This is a genomic window from Blastococcus sp. SYSU D00695 (assembly GCF_054050555.1).
This window is the reverse complement of the sequence record NZ_JBJGZP010000003.1, coordinates 48,335-66,610: the sequence shown is the minus strand read 5'-3', so window position 1 is coordinate 66,610 and position 18,276 is coordinate 48,335. Positions and strand designations below refer to the sequence as shown.

Sequence of the window (18,276 nt, the reverse complement as noted above, 5' to 3'; positions counted from 1 at the left end):
CGACCCGGTGGCCCGGGACGCGGGCGCCGGGCCCGGGGGTCAGGCGTCCTCGGGGTCCGCGCCCGACAGGCGGGCGCGCAGCTCCTCCCTGGCGGCCCGGCGGGCGACGCTGCGGGCGGCGAGCGCCTCGGTCAGCCGGTCCCGGACGCCGCGCAGCAGCAGGTGGGAGGCGGGCATCGACAGCAGCAGGCCGAACAGCAGCGCCGGGAACCCGGGCAACCCGGCGACCCAGATGGCGGCCACGAGGGCGACCGTGATGAGCAGCCGGCCGAGCGTGTAGAGCACCAGCGGCGGGCCGACCCGCGGCGGCGTGGCCGGGCCGCCCGTCGGGGCGCCGGGGGCCCCCGCCGTCGCGGCGGGGGCCGGTGCCAGGTCGGCGGGAGCGCTCGCCGCGGCGGGTTCGGGGGTACCGCTCCCCGGCGTCGCCGGGTCCGTCGCGTCAGCCATGCCGGCCCTCCCACTTGGTCGAGAGCACCACCGTCGTGCGGGTGCGTGCGACTCCTCTGATCCGGTTCAACGCGCTGATGGCGGCCTCGAGTGCCGGGATGTCGGTCACGCGGACCTTCAGCACGTAGCCCTCGCTGCCGGCGACTCGCCAGCAGTCCTCCACCTCGGGCATCGTCGCCAGCGCCGCCTCCACGCCGGTCTCGTCGACGGAGTCGCTCTCGATCACGCCGATCAGCGCCGTGACGTCGAGCCCCACCGCCGTCGGGTCCACGACCGCCCGGTAGCCGGTGATGACGCCCGCCGTCTCCAGCTTGCCGACCCGCTCGTGCACCGCGGGCGCGGACAGCCCGACCTGGCGCGCCAGCTCCGCGTAGCTCGCGCGCCCGTTGGCCTGCAGCAGCTCGATCAGCCTGCGGTCGACGGCGTCGATGACGTCCTCCGTCCGGATCGGCCCCGGACGCTCCGGAGCCGCCCCCGAGTATCGCCGCGGACGTACTGTTGTCCGTACGGGGGGAGACGGAGAGGTGGCGCCGCGTGGTGTTCCTGGTGTTCCTGGTGGTGGCGATCGCCGTGGTCGTGCTCGTCCTGCGCGCCGCGGAGCGGTCCGGCGGTGCGGGCGCGGGTGCGCCGCGCCCGGTGCGCCGTCCGCGTCCGCCGCGGGCCGCCCGCCCGCTCGCGCCCGACGACGACCCCGAGTTCCTGCGCGAGCTCGAGCGCCGCACCCGCCGGGACGACGGCTCGCCGGCCTGACCCGCACGCCCGCCGGGGCCGGACGACCCGGTCCCCCGGCCCCTCCCGCGCGGAGCGGCCCGCCGGGGCGGGGGCCCGTTCAGGCGGCGCGGACGCCGAACAGCCGCCGCCAGCCCCGCGGCCGCTCGGGCTCCGACTCCGGAGCCGGCTCCGCCGCCGGCGCGGGGCTGTCCGAGGCGGACCCGGGCCAGCCCACCGGCGCCCCGGCCGGCGCGTCGTCCTCCTGCCGGCCGGGCCAGCCGACCGGCGCGCTCCCGCGCTCTCCCCCGGCGCTCGCGTGCCGGGGGCCGGCCCCCGGGGCGTGCCGGGCCAGCGCCGCCGCCACCACGGGGTCGACTCCCGACCCCGCGGCCGCCGCGTGCCTACCCACGGTGACCACCGCCGCAGCTGTCCATGACGTCATCCCAGCACGGCGAGGGTGCGCGCGTCACCCACGGCTCCCCCGACCGGGGTCCGGGTCACCCGGAGTGACGATGCGGTGCCCGACGGGACACCCGCGGGTCAGGAGACGCCGGCGTAGCTGTGCAGGCCGGTGGACACCATGTTCACGTAGAGCAGGTTGAAGATCATCACGCCCAGCCCGACGACGTTCACCCACGCGGCGGGGCGGCCGCGCCAGCCCGCCGTCGTCCGCGCGTGCAGGTAGGCGGCGTAGACCACCCACGCGATGAACGCCCACGTCTCCTTCGGGTCCCAGCCCCAGAACCGGCCCCACGCGCTCTCGGCCCAGATCGCGCCGGCGATGACGGCGAAGGTCCAGATCGGGAACCCGAAGACGGCGGTGCGGTGGGCCACCCGGTCGATGGCGGCGGCCGAGGGCAGCCGGTCCAGCAGGCCGCCCCGCTCGGCGGTGCCCGCGGTGACCCGGCCGTCGTGGCGGACCCGCAGCAGGTACATCACGCTGGCGATGCCGCTGACGAAGAAGATGCCGAAGCCGAGGATCGCCGTCGACACGTGCACGGCCAGCCAGCTCGACCGCAGCGCGGCGACCAGCGGGCCGCCCTCCACGTAGAGGAACAGGCCGATCGCCACCATCGCGATCACGGCCGGCCCGAGCACGAACACCCCGAGGTGGCGCAGCGCCGGGCGCCGCAGGGCGAGCACCGCGTAGGAGGCGACGCCGACGAGCACCACCGCGGTGGCGAACTCGTACATGTTGCCCCACGGCAGCCGGTCGGTGGCCAGGCCGCGGAAGACCAGGACCCCGGCGTGGGTGAGCACGCCGAGCAGCGTCAGCGTCATCGCGACGACGCCGTAGCGGCGCACCCCGGCGGGCTCGGCCGCGGGTGCCGCGTCGGGCGCCGGCGGCGGCACCGGCGCGCCGGCCCCGACCAGCTCGCGCGCGGGAGCGGCCCGCCGGCCGAAGGCCAGCTGCGCGCAGAAGGCGATGACGGCCAGCGAGTACAGGCCGACGGTGACGGAGAACAGGACGGTGGAGAGGTCGTCCAGGGACTGGTCGACGGTCACGGGGTGGGGGCCTCCGGATCCGGGGTCGCCCCGCCGGCCGGCGGGGTCGGTCGTGCGGGGACGCGGGCGGCCAGCGCGGCCCGCAGGTCGTCGGTCAGCGCGGTGAACCGCTCGCCGCCCTCGCCGCCGCCCCGCGTCAGCGAGCCGACGGTCAGGACGGTACCGCCGCCCTCCGCGGCGGGGGCGACGCGGGCGAAGACGCGCTCGCGGCGCAGCAGGAGCATGCCGAGCAGCCCGACCAGGACGGCGATCGCGGCCACCAGGACCCACACCTGGCCGGGGTCGTGGGACAGCTGCAGGGCGGCGAACTGGCTGTAGCCGCTGAACGTGATGGCGGTGCCGTCCGGGAGGGTCAGCGTCTCGCCGAGGGCGAGGTTGGCCCGGCCGCTCTCGGTCAGCGCCCCGCGGTCGATCTGCTCGGTGTCCAGCGCGTACACCGACTGCGGCCGGCCGCTGTCGAGGCCGAGATAGCCCTGGTACGCGATGATCGCCACCCGCGGCTCCAGCGGCCGCGGGTCGATGCTGGTGAGGATCCCGTTGCGGACCACCCCGGTGGGCGCGAAGAAGCCCTGGACGGCCAGCTGGGAGTCGGCGTCGGCCCCGAGGTCGGGGAACTTGGCCGCGCCCTCGCTGGCCATCGTCGACTGGTTGGTGGGCAGGAACGGGGCCGGGACGCCCTCGAAGGTCCGACCGCCGGGGGTCGTGACGGTGAACCGGGGCGCGTAACCGTGGCCGGTCAGGTAGACGCGGTCGCCGTCGGTGCGCAGCGGGTCGTTGACCCCGATGGTCTCCGGGGCGCCCTCCCGGCCGGGTGCGCCGTAGGTGACGTCGGCGGTGAAGGACGACGCGGTCAGGTCCGGCTCGTACTCGGCGCGGAAGTCCTCGAGGTCCACGCACAGCGGGCTGAGGTCGCCGCCGTCCACCAGCGGGCCGGCCGAGTACGTGTCGTACTGCTGGAAGGTGTTGCAGAAGCCGTCGCCCTCGGTGACCAGGATGCTGCCCTCGTAGCCCCAGAGCTTCCCGCCGGCCAGCGCCAGGAGCAGCCCGACCAGGGAGAGGTGGAAGACGAGGTTGCCCGCCTCCTTGAGGTAGCCCTTCTCCGCCGACAGCTCCGGCCCGCCCCGCCCGTCGCGGCGCACGACGCGGAAGCGGCGCACCCGCAGCTCCTCCTCGACCGTGTCGAGGGCGGCCGCGGGCTCCAGCGGGGTGTCCAGCCGGCCGAAGTCCGGCAACCGCAGCAGGTTGCGCGGCGCCGGCGGCGGGGGCGTGCGCAGGGCGCGGAAGTGCTCCGCGGCGCGGGGCAGCACGCAGCCGACCAGGGAGACGAACAGCAGCAGGTAGACCGCGGCGAACCACGGCGAGCTGAAGACGTCGAAGAGGTAGAAGCGGTCCAGCACGGGGGCGAGCGCCGGGTGCTCGGCGAAGTAGCGGGCGACGTTGGTCTGCGACAGCGACCGCTGGGGCAGCAGCGAGCCGGGGATGGCCGCCAGCGCGAGCAGGAACAGCAGGATGATCGCCGTCCGCATCGCGGTGAGCCGGCGCCACCAGCGCAGCCACACGCCCCACGCCCGGCGCCCGGCCGACGGCCGGGCCGGGGGGACCGGGGCCTCCGGGGGACGCGGCGGGGCCTCGATGCTCACAGCGCGGACTCCCCGAGGCCGCTCGTGGCCAGCCAGGAGCGCAGCCACTGCATCATCTCGGTCCAGGCGCCGGTGACCAGCAGCAGCCCGACGAGCACCAGCAGCGCGCCGCCGACGCGGGTCACGGCGCGCGCGTGCCGGCGCAGGAACGTCGTCGCCCCCAGCGCCCAGCGGGCGCCGAGCGCGACGAGCACGAACGGCACGCCCAGCCCGAGGCAGTAGGCGACGGACAGGAACGCGCCGCGGCCGGCGGTGCCCTCGCTGTAGGCCAGGCTCAGGACGGCGCCGAGCGTGGGCCCGAGGCACGGGGTCCAGCCCAGGCCGAACACCACGCCCAGCAGCGGCGCGCCGAGGAGTCCGGTGGTCGGCCGCAGCGTCAGCCGCTTGGTGCGCTGCAGCAGCGGGATCCAGCCGAGGAAGCCCAGCCCGATCAGGATGACGACCACGCCCATGACGCGGGTGATGACGTCGGAGTGCACCAGCAGGAGGCGGCCCAGCGAGCCGGCGGCGGTGCCGAGGGCGACGAAGACGGCGGTGAAGCCGAGGACGAAGAGGACCGCGCCCAGCACCATCTGCCGGCGCCCGGCGCGCTGGTCGGCGACCGTGGCGGTGGCCGTGCCGCCTCCCGCGGCCGTGCCGGCGGTGGTCCCGTCGGGGGTCCCGGCGCTCGCCGGGCGCCCGGCGCCGGCGAGCCCGGCCACGTAGGACAGGTAGCCCGGGACCAGCGGCAGCACGCAGGGCGAGGCGAAGCTGATCAGGCCGACCAGCGCCGCCACCCCGGCGGCGACGAGCAGCGGGCCGTCGGTGACCAGGTCGCGGAAGACGTCCCCCACCTCAGCCCTCCTGGAGCAGCCGGTCGAGGACGGCCCGGAGGTCGTCCTGGGAGATCTGGGCCGTGTAGACGGCGGCGACCCGGTACTGGCGGTCGAGGACGATCGTGGAGGGGATGGCGTTGGCCGGGTAGTCCCGGAAGGCCAGCGCCACCTCCCCGCGCGGGTCGTACAGCGACGGGAACTCGATCCCGAAGCTGTCGACGAACGCCTGCGCGAACTGCTGGTCGGTCTCCTTGACGTTCAGCCCGACGAACTGCACGCCCCGGTCCCGCACCTCGGCGTAGACCTCCTGGAACTCCGGCGTCTCCACCCGGCAGGGCGGGCACCAGGACCCCCAGAAGTTGAGGACGGCGATGTCCCCGGACAGCTCGGTGGAGTCGAAGTCGCCGCCGTCGAGGAGCGTGCCGCGGAACTCCGGCGCGCTGGCCCGCTCGCTCTCGCCGATGACCTCGCCGGAGGGGGTGCCGGCCTCGAACCGGAACTCGCCGCCGTTGTTGACGTCGACGGCCGAGCCCTCGCCGGTCGAGCAGCCGGCCAGCAGCAGCGCCGCGCCCAGCACCGCGGGCAGGAGTCGTCGCCTCATGCGCCCGGCACCGCGTCGGGGTCGGTGGCGCCCGCGGGCTCGGCGTAGGTGACGCCGGCGAACCGGTCGCCCTCGTAGGTGACCGAGGTGACGCTGGCCAGCGCGCACTGCCGGCGCCGCGGGTCGTGCAGGTAGCGGCGCCCCTCCAGGTGCAGCCGGACCGTCCAGATGGGCAGCTGGTGGCTGACGCACACCGCCGCCGAGCCGCGGGCGGCGTCACGGGCCGCCTCGACCGCGCGCATCATCCGGGCGGCGATCTCCACGTAGGGCTCGCCCCAGGACGGCCGCAGCGGGTTGCGCAGCTTCCACCAGTGCCGGGGGTCGCGCAGGGCGCCGTCGCCGGCGGCGACGCGCTCGCCCTCGAACAGGCTGGCGGCCTCGATCAGCCGGTCGTCGGTGGCGATCGGCAGGGAGAGGGCCTCGGCGATGGGGGCCGCGGTCTGCTGGGCGCGCTCCAGCGGGCTGGCCACCAGGTACGTCACCGGCGGGTCGGCGGCGACCCCGCCGAACCAGCGCGCGGCGCTGCGGGCCATCTCCTCGCCGGCGCCGGACAGCCGGTAGCCGGGGAGCCGCCCGTAGAGCACCTTCTCGGGGTTGTACACCTCGCCGTGGCGCAGCAGGTGGACGACGGTGGTCTCCGCCATGTCAGGTGCTCACCTCGGTGGGGTCCTGGCCGGTCGCCCGCGGCGCGTCCTCCGGGGAGGCCTCGGCCGCGGCCCGGGCGGCGGCCGGCAGCGCGTCGAGGACCTGCTCGACGGCGGCGTCGTCGAGCGCGGCACTGACGAACCACGACTCGAACGCCGACGGCGGCAGGTAGACGCCCCGGGCGAGCAGGGCGTGGAAGAACGCGGTGTAGCGGAAGGTCTCCTGGCTGCGCGCGTCGTCGAAGTCGCGGACCTGCCGCTCGTCGGGCACGAAGAAGACCGAGAACATCGAGCCGGCCTGCTGCACCCGGTGCGGGACGCCGGCGGCGAACAGCGCGGCGCTGGTCGCCCCGCGCAGGGTCGCGGCCACCTCGTCGCAGCGGGCGTAGACCTCGTCGGTGCACAGCCGCAGCGTGGTGAGCCCGGCGGCGACCGCGACGGGGTTCCCCGACAGCGTGCCGGCCTGGTAGACGGGGCCGGACGGCGCGAGGTGGTCCATGAGGTCCGCGCGGCCGCCGAACGCCGCGGCCGGCAGGCCACCGCCCATGACCTTGCCGAAGGTGAACAGGTCGGCGTCGACCGGGTCCAGGCCGTACCAGCCCGAGCGGGAGACCCGGAACCCGGTCATGACCTCGTCGAGCACCAGCAGCGCGCCGTGCGCGGCGGTGATCCGGCGCAGCTCGGCGTTGAAGCCGTCCAGCGGCGGGACGACGCCCATGTTGCCCGGCGCGGCCTCGCTGACCACGCAGGCGATGTCGGCGCCGCGCTCGGCGAAGACGGCCTCGACCGCGGCCACGTCGTTGTAGGGCAGCACCACCGTGTCGGCCGCGGCGCCGGTGGTCACGCCGGGGGTGTCGGGCAGCCCGAGGGTGGCCACCCCGGAGCCGGCCGCGGCCAGCAGCGCGTCGACGTGCCCGTGGTAGCAGCCGGCGAACTTGACCACCAGCGGGCGGCCGGTGGCGCCGCGGGCCAGCCGGATCGCCGACAGCACCGCCTCGGTGCCCGAGTTGACCAGCCGCACCCGCTGCACCGGCGGCATCCGGGCGGCGATCTCCTCGGCGAGGTCGAGCTCGCCCTCGGTCGGCGCGCCGAACGACGTCCCGCGGCGCGCGGCCTCGGTGACCGCCCCCACGACGGCCGGGTGCGCGTGGCCGAGGAGCAGCGGCCCCCAGGAGGCCACGAGGTCGACGTAGCGGCGGCCGTCGGCGTCGGTCAGGTACGGGCCGGCGCCCGAGGCCATGAAGCGCGGGGTGCCCCCGACGGCGCGGAAGGCGCGCACCGGGCTGTTCACGCCGCCCGGCGTCACCTGCTGGCCGCGGGCGAACAGCTCGGCGGAGACCGGCGCCTCGTAGGAGTAGGGCAGGCTGTCCAGCGAGGTCACGAGCCCAGTGTCCCCTCTCCACCTGGCAGGCCGGATGCGGCCTCCGTCTCACCCTGCGGCGCCGCCGTCCCGGCAGCCGGGGCGGACGACAGCACGGCGCGGGTGAGCGCCGCCGGGTCCCGGGTGGGCACCAGGACCGTGCGGCCGCCGGCGAGCCGCAGCGGCAGGCCGGTGCGGCCACGGGGCAGCGTCCCGCCGCCCCCGAGCACGGGCGCGCCGGCGTCCACCCCTGCCCGGCCCTCGCGGACCGCCCGCAGGTGGGCGGTGTCGACGTCGGTCAGCGGCACCCGCTCGCGGCCGACGGAGAGCACGCCACCGTCCCCGCCGTCGTCGGCGCCCACGCGGACGCTCCACACCCGGCGCGCCGACAGCACGCCGGCGGCGACGACGCCGAGCACCGCGACCGGGACCAGCGCCCACACCAGCGGCGACAGGCCCGGCCCGGGGAGCACCAGGTCCCCTACGAGGAGCACGCCGAGGGCCCCGGCGACCGCCCAGAACGGTCGCCAGGAGCCCCCGGCCTCGACGTAGACCTCCACCGGCGCGGGCCGCCCCGGGTCAGCGGCGCAGCAGGCGGGCGGCCTCGACCGCCCAGTAGGTGAGCACCGAGGAGGCGCCGGCCCGGCGGATCGCGGTCAGCGTCTCCAGGATGGCCCGGTCCCGGTCCACCCAGCCGTTGGCGGCGGCCGCCTCGACCATCGCGTACTCGCCGCTGACCTGGTAGGCGCTCACCGGCACCCGCACCTCGTCGGCGACCCGGGCGATGACGTCCAGGTAGGCCAGCGCCGGCTTCACCATGACCGCGTCGGCGCCCTCGGCGAGGTCCTGCGCGACCTCGCGCAGCGCCTCGTCGGCGTTGGGCGGGTCCATCTGGTAGGTCGAGCGGTCGCCGAACTGCGGGGCGCCCTCGGCGGCCTCGCGGAACGGGCCGTAGAAGCACGACGCGTACTTGGCCGCGTAGGCCAGCACCGGCAGCTCGGCGAAGCCGCCGCCGTCCAACGAGCGGCGGATCGCCGCGACCTGGCCGTCCATCATCCCGCTGGGCGCGATGAGGTGGGCGCCGGCCTGCGCCTGGGCCAGCGCCACGGCGGCGTACCGGTCCAGCGTCGGGTCGTTGTCGACGACCCCGGCGGGGGTGACGACGCCGCAGTGGCCGTGGTCGGTGTACTCGCACAGGCACAGGTCGGCCATGAGCACCAGCTCGTCGCCGAGGTCCGCGCGCAGCTGCTGCAGGGCCACGTTGACCACGCCGTCGGCGGCGTCGGCCTGGGAGCCCACCGGGTCCTTGTCGGCCGGGATGCCGAACAGGATCAGGCCGCTGACGCCCGCCTCCGCCGCCTCGTGCGCGGCCTTGCGCAGCGAGTCCTGCGTGTGCTGGACGACGCCGGGCATGGAGCTGATCGGCTGCGGCTCGGTGAGGCCCTCCTTGACGAACACCGGCAGCACGAGGTCGGCCGGCGACAGCCGCGTCTGCGCGGTCAGCCGCCGCAGCGCCGCCGTCGACCGCAGCCGGCGCCCGCGCGCGAAGCCCGGGTCCGCGCCGGCGCTCACCGGCCCTCGCCCTCCGCCCGGCGCGCCTCGGCGAAGGCGGCCAGGGCGTCGACCAGCGGCGCCACAGCCGCCGTCTCCGGCTGGACGTCGACCCGCAGGCCGAACTCCTGCGCGGTGGCGGCGGTCTGCGGGCCGATCACCGCGACGACGGTCTTGGCGTGCGGCTTGCCGGCGATGCCGACCAGGTTGCGCACCGTGCTGGACGAGGTGAAGCACACCGCGTCGAAGCCGCCGCCCTTGATCGCCTCGCGGACCGCGGCCGGCGGCGGGGCCGCCCGGACGGTCCGGTAGGCGGTGACGTCGTCGATCTCCCAGCCGCGCTCCTTGAGCCCGGCGGCGAGGGTCTCGGTCGCGATGTCGGCGCGGGGCAGCAGCACCCGGTCGATCGGGTCCAGGACGTCGTCGTACTCGGGGAAGTCGGCCAGCAGGCCCTCGCTGGACTGCTCGCCCGAGGGCAGCAGCTCCGGCACGATGCCGAACGCGCGCACCGCGTCGGCGGTCTGCTCGCCGACGCAGGCGACCTTCACGCCGGCGAACGCGCGGGCGTCCAGGCCGAGCTCGGCGAACTTCTCGCGCACCGCCTTCACCGCGTTCACCGAGGTGAACACGATCCAGCCGTAGCGGCCGGTCACCAGGCCCTTGATGGCGCGGTCCATCTGGGCGGGGCTGCGCGGCGGCTCGACGGCGATGGTCGGCACCTCGACCGGCACCGCACCGTAGGCCCGCAGCCGCTCGCTCATGTCCCCGGCCTGGTCCTTGGTGCGCGGCACCAGCACCCGCCAGCCGAACAGCGGCCGGCTCTCCCACCAGGAGAGCTTGCCGCGCTTGTCCACGACGCTGCCCACCGTGGCCACGACCGCGCCGGTGAGCGCGTCCAGACCGGCGGTCTTCTCGGCGACGTCGGCGAGCCTGGCCACGACGCTCTTCTGGTCGGTGGTCGAGCCGGCGGTGGTGACGACGACGGCGGTGCCGCCGGGCAGGCCGCCCTCCACCAGCCGCGCCGCGGCGTCGGGGAGGTCGGCGGCGTCCCCGGTGAGCACCAGCGGCGCGCCCAGGCCCTGCGCCGCCGAGGCGAGGGCGGTCAGGTCGGCGGTCCCGCGCAGCTCGCCGGTGAGGGTGGTGCCCCCGAGGGCGACGCCGGCGAACGCCGGCACGGCGGTGGCGGGAGCGACGCCGGGGACGACGTCGAAGCCCACCGAGGTGCGGCCGACGGCGAGCACCTCCTTGACCACCGCGTCGCTGGTGAAGGGGTCACCGGCGACGAGCCGGACGACGGCGTCGCCCTTCTTCGCCGCGGCGACGGCGGCCTTGGCCACCTCGTCGGGCTCGCCGGTGGCGGTCGTCGGCTCGAGGTCGGGCCGGAGGTCCCGCACGGCGGCGGTCACCGCGGGGGCCACCCCGGCGTCGACCACGAGGACGTCGGCCTCGGTCAGCGCCGCGGTGGCCCGTGCGGTGAGCATCCCGGGGTCGCCCGGGCCGGCGCCGACGAAGACGACCGTGCCGGCCGCCCCGCCGCTCTGCTTGCGGAAGCGCGTCATCGCGTGCTCCTGTTCTGGCCCGTCGTAGGGCGTGTGCTGGGTCCGGGTCCCGGGCCGCGGGGCCCGGGGGTGGAGGGGGTCAGGGGGTGACTCGCGAGGCCGCCATGAGCTCGGCGGCACCGCGGTCGAGCAGGTCGGCGGCGAGCTCGCGGCCCAGCCGCTCGGCGTCGCCGGCCGGGCCGGTGACCGAGCCGCGGACGGAGTCGCTGCCGTCGAGAGCGGTCACCGAGGCGCGGAGGAACAGCTCGTCGCCGTCCTCCCCCTCGGCCAGCTCGGCGTAGGCGGCCACGGGCGCGCTGCAGCCGGCCTCGAGCGCGGCGAGCGTCGTCCGCTCGGCCAGCACGCAGGCCCGCGTGGCCGGGTCGTCGAGCTCGGCGAGCACCGCGCGGGTCGCCTCGTCGTCGGCCCGGCACTCCACGGCCAGGGCGCCCTGGGCGGGCGCCGGCAGCACCTGCAGCGGGTCGAGGGTCTCGGTGACGGCGTCCAGCCGGCCCAGGCGGGTCAGCCCGGCGCGGGCGAGGACGACGGCGTCCAGGTCCCCCGGCGCCACCCGCGCCATCCGGGTGTCGACGTTGCCGCGGATCGGCACGACCTCCAGCCCCAGGCCCAGGGCCCGGATCTGGGCGACCCGGCGGGGGGCGCCGGTGCCGACGCGGGAGCCGGCGGGCAGCTCGCCGAGGGTGGCGCCGTCGCGGGCGACGAGCGCGTCGCGCGGGTCCTCCCGCGGCGGGACGGCGGCCAGCGCCAGCCCCGGCTCGGGGGCGGTGGGCAGGTCCTTGTAGCTGTGCACGGCGACGTCGACGGTGCCCTCGAGCAGCGCCCGGCGGATCGCGGTGACGAACACGCCGGTGCCGCCCAGCTGGGCGATCGCGGCCGAGGAACGGTCGCCCTCGGTGCTGATGTGCACCAGCTCCACGGGCACGCCGGTGGCCGCGGTGATCGCGTCGGCGACCGCCTGCGACTGGGTGGTGGCCAGTTGGCTGGCGCGGGTGCCGAGCCGCAGCGTGCGCACGGCCGGGGCGGCGGTCACGAGGCACCTCCGGTGCGCAGCTCGTCGGGGTCGACGGTGACGGCGTCGGCCAGCCGGCCGCCGCCGGTCGGGACGTCGGCGTCGATGCCGAGCCCGAACAGCGCCCGCAGGGCGTCGGCGTAGTCGACGCCGCCCGGCGCGCTGGCCAGCTCCTTGACCCGCACAGTGGGCTCGTGCAGCAGCTTGTCGACCACGCGGCGCACGGTCCGGGCGATCTCCGCGCGGGCGCGGGCATCGAGGTCGGGCAGCCGGGTCGACAGCCGCAGCAGCTCCGCGTCGACGACCTCGGCGGCCTGGCTGCGCAGCGCCGACACCGTCGGCGCGACCGCCGCCGCCTGCCGCTCGGCGCGCAGCAGCGCGGTCTCGGCCTCGATCAGGGCGTGCGCGGCGGTGATGTCGTCGCGGGCGACCGCGCCGGCCAGCGAGCCGGGCCGCGCGTCGCCGTCCTCGGCGTGCAGCAGCGCGCTGCGCTCGCCCTGCAGCAGCGCGAGGTCGACGACGTGCACGCCGGGCAGCGCGGCGACGGCCGGGTCGACGTCGCGGGGCAGCGCCAGGTCGACGACGGCGAGGGGGCGGTCCGGGCGCGACCGCATGGCGCTCGTCACCGCGTCGGTGCCGACGACGAGCCCGGTGGCGCCGGTGCAGGTCACCAGGAGGTCGGCGCCGGCGATGGCGGCCGGGAGGTCGGCGAGCTCGGCGGTGGCACCGTCGACGGCGGCCGCCAGGCGGGCCGCGGACTCCGCCGTCCGGCTGGCCACGGTGACCAGGGCCCCGCGGCGCGACAGCGTGGCGGCGGCCAGGGCGCCCATCGACCCGGCCCCGACGACCAGGACGGGACGGCCGGCCAGCGGGCCGATCCGCTGCTCGGCGTGGTCCAGCGACACCGACACCAGCGAGGCCCCGGCCTTGTCGATGCCGGTCTCGGAGTGCACCCGCTTGCCGACGCGCAGCGCGTGCTGGGCCACCGGGTGCAGCGCGCGCCCGACCGTGCCCTGCTCGCGGGCCAGGGCGTAGGCGTTGCGCAGCTGGCCGAGGACCTGCGTCTCGCCCACGACCATCGAGTCCAGCCCGGCGGCGACGGTGAACAGGTGGGCGACGGCCTGGTCCTCGTAGTGGACCGTGACGTAGGGCGAGAGCTCCTCGACGGTCGCGCCGGCCTGGCGGGCCAGCACCCGGCTCACCTCGGTGACGCCGCCGTGGAAGCGGTCGACCTCGGCGAACACCTCGACCCGGTTGCACGTGGCCAGCACCATGGCCTCGCTGACGTGGTCGGTGCCGACGAGCTCGTGCAGCGCCTTGACGGTGTCGTCGGTGCCCATCGCGAACTGCTCGAGCAGCGAGACCGGCGCGGTCTGGTGGCTGATGCCGACGGCGAGGAGGCTCACGACAGGCCCCCGACCGCCACGCCGCCGAGCGACATGCCCCCGAGCACGGGGAGGGGGGCGTCGTCCGCGGCGTCCCGGTGGGTGTCGAGGAAGGCGAGCACCTGCAGCTCGACGGAGAGGTCGACCTGGCGGACGTCGACGCCCGCCGGCGCGGCCAGCGTGACCGGCGCGAAGTTCAAGATGCTCCTCACCCCGGCCGCGGTCAGCCGGTCGCAGACCGACTGGGCCACCTCGGCCGGTGTCGCGATGACCCCGATCGTCGCCCGCGTCGCGGCGACCACCTCGTCCAGCTCGGCCACCGGGCGCACCCGCCGGCCGCCGATCTCCTGCCCGATCCGGTCCGGGGAGCTGTCGAACAGCCCGACGAACTCGAACCCCCGGCTCCCGAAGCCCGCGTAGTCGGCCAGCGCCGAGCCCAGGTTGCCCAGGCCGACCAGCACGCAGGCGCGGGAGCGCTCGACGCCGAGCACGCGGGCGATGCGGTCGCGCAGCCCCGGCACGTCGTAGCCCACCCCGCGCACCCCGCAGGGGCCCAGGTGCGACAGGTCCTTGCGCAGGCCCGCGGGGTTCACCCCGGCGGCGCCGGCCAGCTCGCCGGAGGAGACGCTGGCCCGCCCGTCGTCGGCGAGCCCGGTGAGCACCCGGAGGTACACGGCCAGGCGGGCCACGGTGGCCTCCGGGATCCGGGGCCTCGACGGGTTCACGGGGAACTGACTCCACAGCGGGCGCGCCGTCCGGCCGGCGGCTGCCGGGGGGACGACGACATCGGGGACCGGGCGGGAGGCCGCCCGGCAGAGCCCACGTTAACCGCTTGTGAACGCAGGAACAAAGTCGCCGGCGGGGCGCCTGCCCGGCTGCCAGCGTGGATGTCCGCGGTTGTGGTGAGGACCATACCCGGACGGCGGACGGACCCCCCCGTGCCCCCTCCCCGCGCGGGGGGCTCAGCCGAGCCCGAGGTCGCGGCGCAGCCGGGGGACGTCCACGGTGAAGTAGGAGTGCTCCCGCCCGTCGAGCAGCACCACCGGCACCCGGTCGCCGAACTCCGCCTGTAGCTGCGGGTCCGCGTCGACGTCCACCTCCGTCACGGCGAGCCCGGCCTGGGCGGCGAGCGGCGCGAGGGTGCCCGCGGCGGTCCGGCAGAGGTGGCAGCCCTCCCGGGTGAGCAGCTGCAGCCGGCCGGCGTCAGGCATCGCCGGGCGTCCCCGCCGGCGCCACCTCGGGCACCTCGTCCTCCGGGGCGCGGGTCAGCCCGAGCTCGCGCAGCCGCGCGCGGCTGACCTTGCCGGTCAGCGAGTGCGGCAGCGCGGGCAGGAAGTACACCGACGTCGGCACCTTGTACCGCGCCAGCGACCGCGCGGCGTGGGCCTGCAGCTCGGCCAGCTCGAGGTCCGCCCCCGGCTCCAGGACGACGACCGCGCGGACGGCCTCACCGGTGCGGCCGTCCGGCACGCCGATGACCGCGCTCTCCCGCACCGCCGGGTGCCCGTCGAGCACCCGCTCCACCTCGGCCGGGTAGACGTTGAACCCGCTGACCAGCACCAGGTCGCTGCGGCGGTCGACGAGGTGCAGGTCGCCGTCGGCGTCGCGGTAGGCCAGGTCGCCGGTGGCCAGCCAGCCGTCGGCACCCGGACCGTCGGCGCCGTCGGGCCAGTAGCCGGAGAAGAGGTTCGCGCCACGTACCCAGATCTCGCCGGGGCCCTCGTCGGCGACCTCCCCGGCGGCCCCGTCGGCGTCGTCGCGGGTCACCGTGTCCTGGACGGTGTCGTGCGTGGCGGTGGCGCGGGTGGCGGTGTCGCGCAGCTGGACCTCGAGCCCGGGCAGCGGGCCCCCGATGCAGGCCGGCTTGGGGCGGCCGGTGGCCAGGGTGCTGGCGACCACGGGGCACGCCTCGGTGAGGCCGTACCCCTCGTGCACGGTGACCGCGGCCCGCTCCCGCATCGCCCGCCAGGTCTCCTCGGGCAGCGGCGCCGCACCCGAGGAGGCGATCCGCACCGCGGCGAAGGCGCGCCGCAGGTCCGCGTCGCTGCCGGCGGCGTCGGCCGCGGCCAGCCAGGCCTGGTACATCGGCGGCGCCCCGGGGACGGCCGTGACCTCCTCGGCGGCCATGAGCGCCAGGGCCGCGCGCGGGTCGAAGGACTCCATCAGCACGGCGCACGCGCCGGTCGCGGCGACCAGCCCGAAGCCGGCGTTGAGGCCGTAGACGTGGAACAGCGGCAGGACCAGCAGCACCCGGTCGTCGGGTCGCACCGGCGGCGGCTGCACCGCCAGGCACTGCTCCTGGTTGGCCCGCAGCGCGGCGGTGCTCAGGATCGCCCCGCGCGGGCGCCCCGAGGTGCCGCTGGTGTAGGCGAGGAAGGCCGGCCGGTCGGGCTCGGGCGCGACCTCGGGCGGGGCGCCGTCCCCCTCGGGCGGCCCCGGGCAGACCGCCACCCCGGCGACCGGCGCCCGCTCCCCCCGGGCCACCAGCAGAGCGGCGCCGGAGTCGGTGAGGACGTGCTTGAGCTCGGCGTCGGTGTAGGCGGTGTTCACCGGCACGACGACCAGGCCGGCGCGCAGCGCGCCGAGCGTCGCCCGCAGCCAGTCGACGCCGTTGGGCAGCTGGACCGCGACCCGCTCCCCCGGCCCGAGGCCACGCTCGGCGTACCCGGCGGCCGCCCGGTCGACCAGCGCGTCCAGCTCCGCCCACGTCAACCGGGTGTCCCCCGCCACGACCGCGGGCGCATCCGGGCCCCGGCGGGCCGCGTCCCGGACCAGCGCGGCGAGCGAGGGCGGGGCTCCGGACACTCGGCATCTCCTCCGGCGGCTGGCGGCGGTCCCACTCCCGCGCAGGCCGGGCGGGGCGCTCGCCGGGTGGCGTGGACGGGCTGTCGCGATGTTGTCGCGATGTTGTCACCATGGGACGAGCAGCGCAGCACGCGCCCCGGCGGGTGCCGCGCGAACGAGCCGGTCCCGGGCCTGCGGGGCGACGAGGAGGTCGATCCCCGCATGGCCCGCCCGCGTCCGGTGGACGAGCGGCCCGCCGTCCCCGTGGCCGCGCCGGCGCCCCGCCGTCCCTCCCCCCGCCCGCGCCCCACGCCGCACCCGCGGGTCAGCGGCGGGTCCGCGCCGGCGGACGCCCCGCTCGCCGCCGGGCCCGCGGCCCCGGCCGACGGGCCGGCCGGCGACCGGGTCGACGTCTGGGCGCTGGTCCACCGCGCCCAGCAGGGCGACGCCGAGGCCTTCGGCCGGCTCTACGACCACTACGTGACGATGGTGTACCGGTACCTGTACCACCGGGTCGGCGACCGGACCCTGGCCGAGGACTTCACCAGCGAGACGTTCGTGCGCGCGCTGCGCCGGATCGACTCGCTGTCCTTCCAGGGCCGGGACGTCGGCGCGTGGCTGGTCACGATCGCGCGCAACATCGTGCGCGACCACGTGAAGAGCAGCCGCTACCGGCTGGAGGTCACCACCGCGGACATGCGCGATGCCGACCGCGCCACCGACGGCCCCGAGGACGCGGTGGTCTCGCGGCTGACCGCCGAGGAGCTCCTGGCCTGCGTGCGCCGGCTCGGCGGCGAGCAGCAGGAGTGCATCTCGCTGCGCTTCCTGCAGGGCCTGTCGGTGGCCGAGACGGCTGCCGTCATGGGCAAGAAGGACGGCGCGATCAAGGCGCTGCAGCACCGCGCGGTGCGCCGCCTGGCGAGCCTGCTGCCGGAGGGGCTGCGGTGACCGGCGGCACCCGTGGGACCGATCCCGTCGTTCCCGGCCGGTCCCCCGTAACGGCGGGCCGCCCGCCGTCGTTGGTCGTGTGGGCGGGGCTCGGGACAGGCCGGCCGCGGCCCGGGCGGACCGGAGGAGCGCGATGAGCACGGACGACGGGGCGGCACGGCCCCGCGGCGGTGCCGCCCTCGCGCCGGACCGCGAGGGAGCGGTCGCCGCCCGGCTGCGGGGGCTGGGCAGCGGCCTGGACGTCGAGCCCGCCCCGGACTTCCGGGCCGCGACCCGCGCGCGGCTGGTGGCCATGGCCGCCGTCCGCTCGCCGGAGCCGGCGCCGGGCGGGCTCGCGCGGCGGCTGCTGCGGGCGCGCGCCGTCGACGGGCCGCCGTCGCGGTGGCGCGCCCGGCTCACCGCGGGCCTGGCGGGCGCGGCGCTGGCGGTCAGCGCGCTGGGCGTCGTCGTCGCCCTCGCCGCCGACGCGCAGCCCGGGGACCTGCTGTACGGCCTCAAGCGCGGCACCGAGCGGACCCAGCTGGCCCTGGCCGGCGACGACCGCGGGCTGACCCTGCTGGAGTTCGCCGGCACCCGCCTGGGCGAGCTCGAGGACGAGCACGACGACGCCGGACTGGTCGTCGCCACCCTGGAGACGATGGACGACCAGACCGCCGAGGGCGCGGCCCTGCTGGTCACCGCCGCGCTGGACTCGGGCACGCCGGCGGCCCTGGACGAGCTGGCCGGCTGGACCTCCGGGCAGTCGGCGGCGCTGGCGGCGGTCCGGCCGCGGCTCCCGGCGGCGACGGCCGACGCCGCCCAGGCGTCGTGGGAGCTGCTCGACGCCGTGCAGGCCCGGGTCGGCGCCGCGCGCGCCGCGCTCGGCTGCGCCACCCGGCCGGCGGACGCCGGCCGCGACGACCTGGGCCCGATCCCGGGGCTGTGCCGGCCCGCCCTCGTCCCGTCCGCCCCCACGGGCAGCACGCCCGCCGCCCCCGGCGGCAGCGCACCCGCCGCCCCCACCGGCGGCGCGCCGGCGCCGACGGAGGTGCCCCCGCCGGTCGCCCCGGCCGACCCCGGCGCGGGCTCGACCCCATCCGCGGTCCCCACCGGCGGGGCGGGCGCCGGCCCGCCGCCGCGGGCCGTTCCCGGCCCCCCTGTCCCGCTGCCGCTGCCCGTGCCGGCCCCGGCCGGGCGGCCGGCGCTCCCGTCCCCGGCCGGCCCGCCGGGCGCCACCCCACCGCCGCTGCTCGACCTGCCCCTGCCGCTCTGCCTGCCCCCGCTGCTCTGCTGAGCGTTCGAGCGGAACGCCGGGCGCCGTCCCGATAGGGTCGTCG

20 protein-coding genes are annotated in these 18,276 nt (G+C 77.4%); 3 read left to right on the top strand and 17 right to left on the bottom strand.

Features of this window, described 5'->3' with window-relative positions:
- Positions 1–39: 39 nt before the first annotated feature.
- Together ACI781_RS03020 and ACI781_RS03015 are read right to left on the bottom strand one after the other, a co-directional pair.
- Positions 40–447, bottom strand: coding sequence for a DUF4229 domain-containing protein (locus ACI781_RS03020; protein ID WP_456564600.1), 408 nt, complete (start codon positions 445–447; stop codon positions 40–42).
- On the bottom strand, positions 440–877 hold the full coding sequence (locus ACI781_RS03015) for an Lrp/AsnC family transcriptional regulator (protein WP_456564739.1): 438 nt from the start codon (positions 875–877) through the stop codon (positions 440–442). The genes ACI781_RS03020 and ACI781_RS03015 overlap by 8 nt, the downstream gene beginning before the upstream one ends.
- 104 nt (positions 878–981) lie before the next feature.
- On the opposite strand from ACI781_RS03015, the gene ACI781_RS03010 reads away from it, so the two are divergent.
- The gene (locus ACI781_RS03010; RefSeq protein ID WP_456564599.1) at positions 982–1,197 is read left to right on the top strand and encodes a hypothetical protein; all 216 of its coding nucleotides are present in this window, start codon (positions 982–984) and stop codon (positions 1,195–1,197) included.
- Between the two features lie 79 nt (positions 1,198–1,276).
- On the opposite strand, the gene ACI781_RS03005 is transcribed toward ACI781_RS03010, so the two are convergent.
- From ACI781_RS03005 to ACI781_RS02935, 15 genes are all read right to left on the bottom strand, one after another.
- Positions 1,277–1,567 (bottom strand): hypothetical protein, encoded by a 291-nt coding sequence (locus ACI781_RS03005; RefSeq protein ID WP_456564598.1) that lies wholly within the window; start codon positions 1,565–1,567, stop codon positions 1,277–1,279.
- Between the two features lie 131 nt (positions 1,568–1,698).
- The gene (ccsB, locus tag ACI781_RS03000) at positions 1,699–2,664 is read right to left on the bottom strand and encodes a c-type cytochrome biogenesis protein CcsB (protein ID WP_456564597.1); all 966 of its coding nucleotides are present in this window, start codon (positions 2,662–2,664) and stop codon (positions 1,699–1,701) included.
- Entirely contained in the window at positions 2,661–4,304 is a 1,644-nt protein-coding gene (gene resB, locus ACI781_RS02995) for a cytochrome c biogenesis protein ResB (protein ID WP_456564596.1), read from the bottom strand. Before resB ends, ccsB begins: the two co-directional genes overlap by 4 nt.
- Positions 4,301–5,137, bottom strand: a complete 837-nt coding sequence (locus ACI781_RS02990) for a cytochrome c biogenesis CcdA family protein (protein ID WP_456564595.1) — start codon at positions 5,135–5,137, stop codon at positions 4,301–4,303. The genes resB and ACI781_RS02990 overlap by 4 nt, the downstream gene beginning before the upstream one ends.
- Before the next feature lies 1 nt (position 5,138).
- Positions 5,139–5,720 carry a TlpA family protein disulfide reductase gene (locus ACI781_RS02985; RefSeq protein WP_456564594.1) on the bottom strand — a complete coding sequence of 194 codons (582 nt, stop codon included), beginning with the start codon at positions 5,718–5,720 and terminating at the stop codon, positions 5,139–5,141.
- Positions 5,717–6,364 carry a histidine phosphatase family protein gene (locus tag ACI781_RS02980; RefSeq protein ID WP_456564593.1) on the bottom strand — a complete coding sequence of 216 codons (648 nt, stop codon included), beginning with the start codon at positions 6,362–6,364 and terminating at the stop codon, positions 5,717–5,719. The genes ACI781_RS02985 and ACI781_RS02980 overlap by 4 nt, the downstream gene beginning before the upstream one ends.
- 1 nt (position 6,365) lies before the next feature.
- Positions 6,366–7,745: a glutamate-1-semialdehyde 2,1-aminomutase gene (gene hemL, locus ACI781_RS02975; RefSeq protein WP_456564592.1), complete on the bottom strand. Its 1,380-nt coding sequence runs from the start codon at positions 7,743–7,745 to the stop codon at positions 6,366–6,368.
- On the bottom strand, positions 7,742–8,284 hold the full coding sequence (locus ACI781_RS02970) for a hypothetical protein (RefSeq protein WP_456564591.1): 543 nt from the start codon (positions 8,282–8,284) through the stop codon (positions 7,742–7,744). Before ACI781_RS02970 ends, hemL begins: the two co-directional genes overlap by 4 nt.
- Positions 8,285–8,303: 19 nt before the next feature.
- Positions 8,304–9,296, bottom strand: coding sequence for a porphobilinogen synthase (gene hemB, locus ACI781_RS02965; protein ID WP_456564590.1), 993 nt, complete (start codon positions 9,294–9,296; stop codon positions 8,304–8,306).
- Positions 9,293–10,834 carry a uroporphyrinogen-III synthase gene (locus tag ACI781_RS02960; protein WP_456564589.1) on the bottom strand — a complete coding sequence of 514 codons (1,542 nt, stop codon included), beginning with the start codon at positions 10,832–10,834 and terminating at the stop codon, positions 9,293–9,295. Before ACI781_RS02960 ends, hemB begins: the two co-directional genes overlap by 4 nt.
- A 79-nt stretch (positions 10,835–10,913) precedes the next feature.
- Positions 10,914–11,864, bottom strand: coding sequence for a hydroxymethylbilane synthase (gene hemC, locus ACI781_RS02955; protein ID WP_456564588.1), 951 nt, complete (start codon positions 11,862–11,864; stop codon positions 10,914–10,916).
- On the bottom strand, positions 11,861–13,249 hold the full coding sequence (locus ACI781_RS02950) for a glutamyl-tRNA reductase (protein WP_456564587.1): 1,389 nt from the start codon (positions 13,247–13,249) through the stop codon (positions 11,861–11,863). Before ACI781_RS02950 ends, hemC begins: the two co-directional genes overlap by 4 nt.
- On the bottom strand, positions 13,246–13,953 hold the full coding sequence (locus tag ACI781_RS02945) for a redox-sensing transcriptional repressor Rex (RefSeq protein ID WP_456564586.1): 708 nt from the start codon (positions 13,951–13,953) through the stop codon (positions 13,246–13,248). The genes ACI781_RS02950 and ACI781_RS02945 overlap by 4 nt, the downstream gene beginning before the upstream one ends.
- 237 nt (positions 13,954–14,190) lie before the next feature.
- The gene (locus ACI781_RS02940) at positions 14,191–14,439 is read right to left on the bottom strand and encodes a glutaredoxin family protein (protein ID WP_456564585.1); all 249 of its coding nucleotides are present in this window, start codon (positions 14,437–14,439) and stop codon (positions 14,191–14,193) included.
- Positions 14,432–16,033 carry an AMP-binding protein gene (locus ACI781_RS02935; RefSeq protein WP_456564584.1) on the bottom strand — a complete coding sequence of 534 codons (1,602 nt, stop codon included), beginning with the start codon at positions 16,031–16,033 and terminating at the stop codon, positions 14,432–14,434. Before ACI781_RS02935 ends, ACI781_RS02940 begins: the two co-directional genes overlap by 8 nt.
- A gap of 201 nt (positions 16,034–16,234) precedes the next feature.
- Between ACI781_RS02935 and ACI781_RS02930 the strand changes: the two genes are divergently transcribed.
- Both ACI781_RS02930 and ACI781_RS02925 read left to right on the top strand, forming a co-directional pair.
- On the top strand, positions 16,235–16,960 hold the full coding sequence (locus ACI781_RS02930) for a sigma-70 family RNA polymerase sigma factor (RefSeq protein WP_456564583.1): 726 nt from the start codon (positions 16,235–16,237) through the stop codon (positions 16,958–16,960).
- A 133-nt stretch (positions 16,961–17,093) separates the two neighbouring features.
- Positions 17,094–18,233, top strand: a complete 1,140-nt coding sequence (locus ACI781_RS02925) for a hypothetical protein (RefSeq protein WP_456564582.1) — start codon at positions 17,094–17,096, stop codon at positions 18,231–18,233.
- The last annotated feature ends 43 nt before the right edge of the window (positions 18,234–18,276 follow it).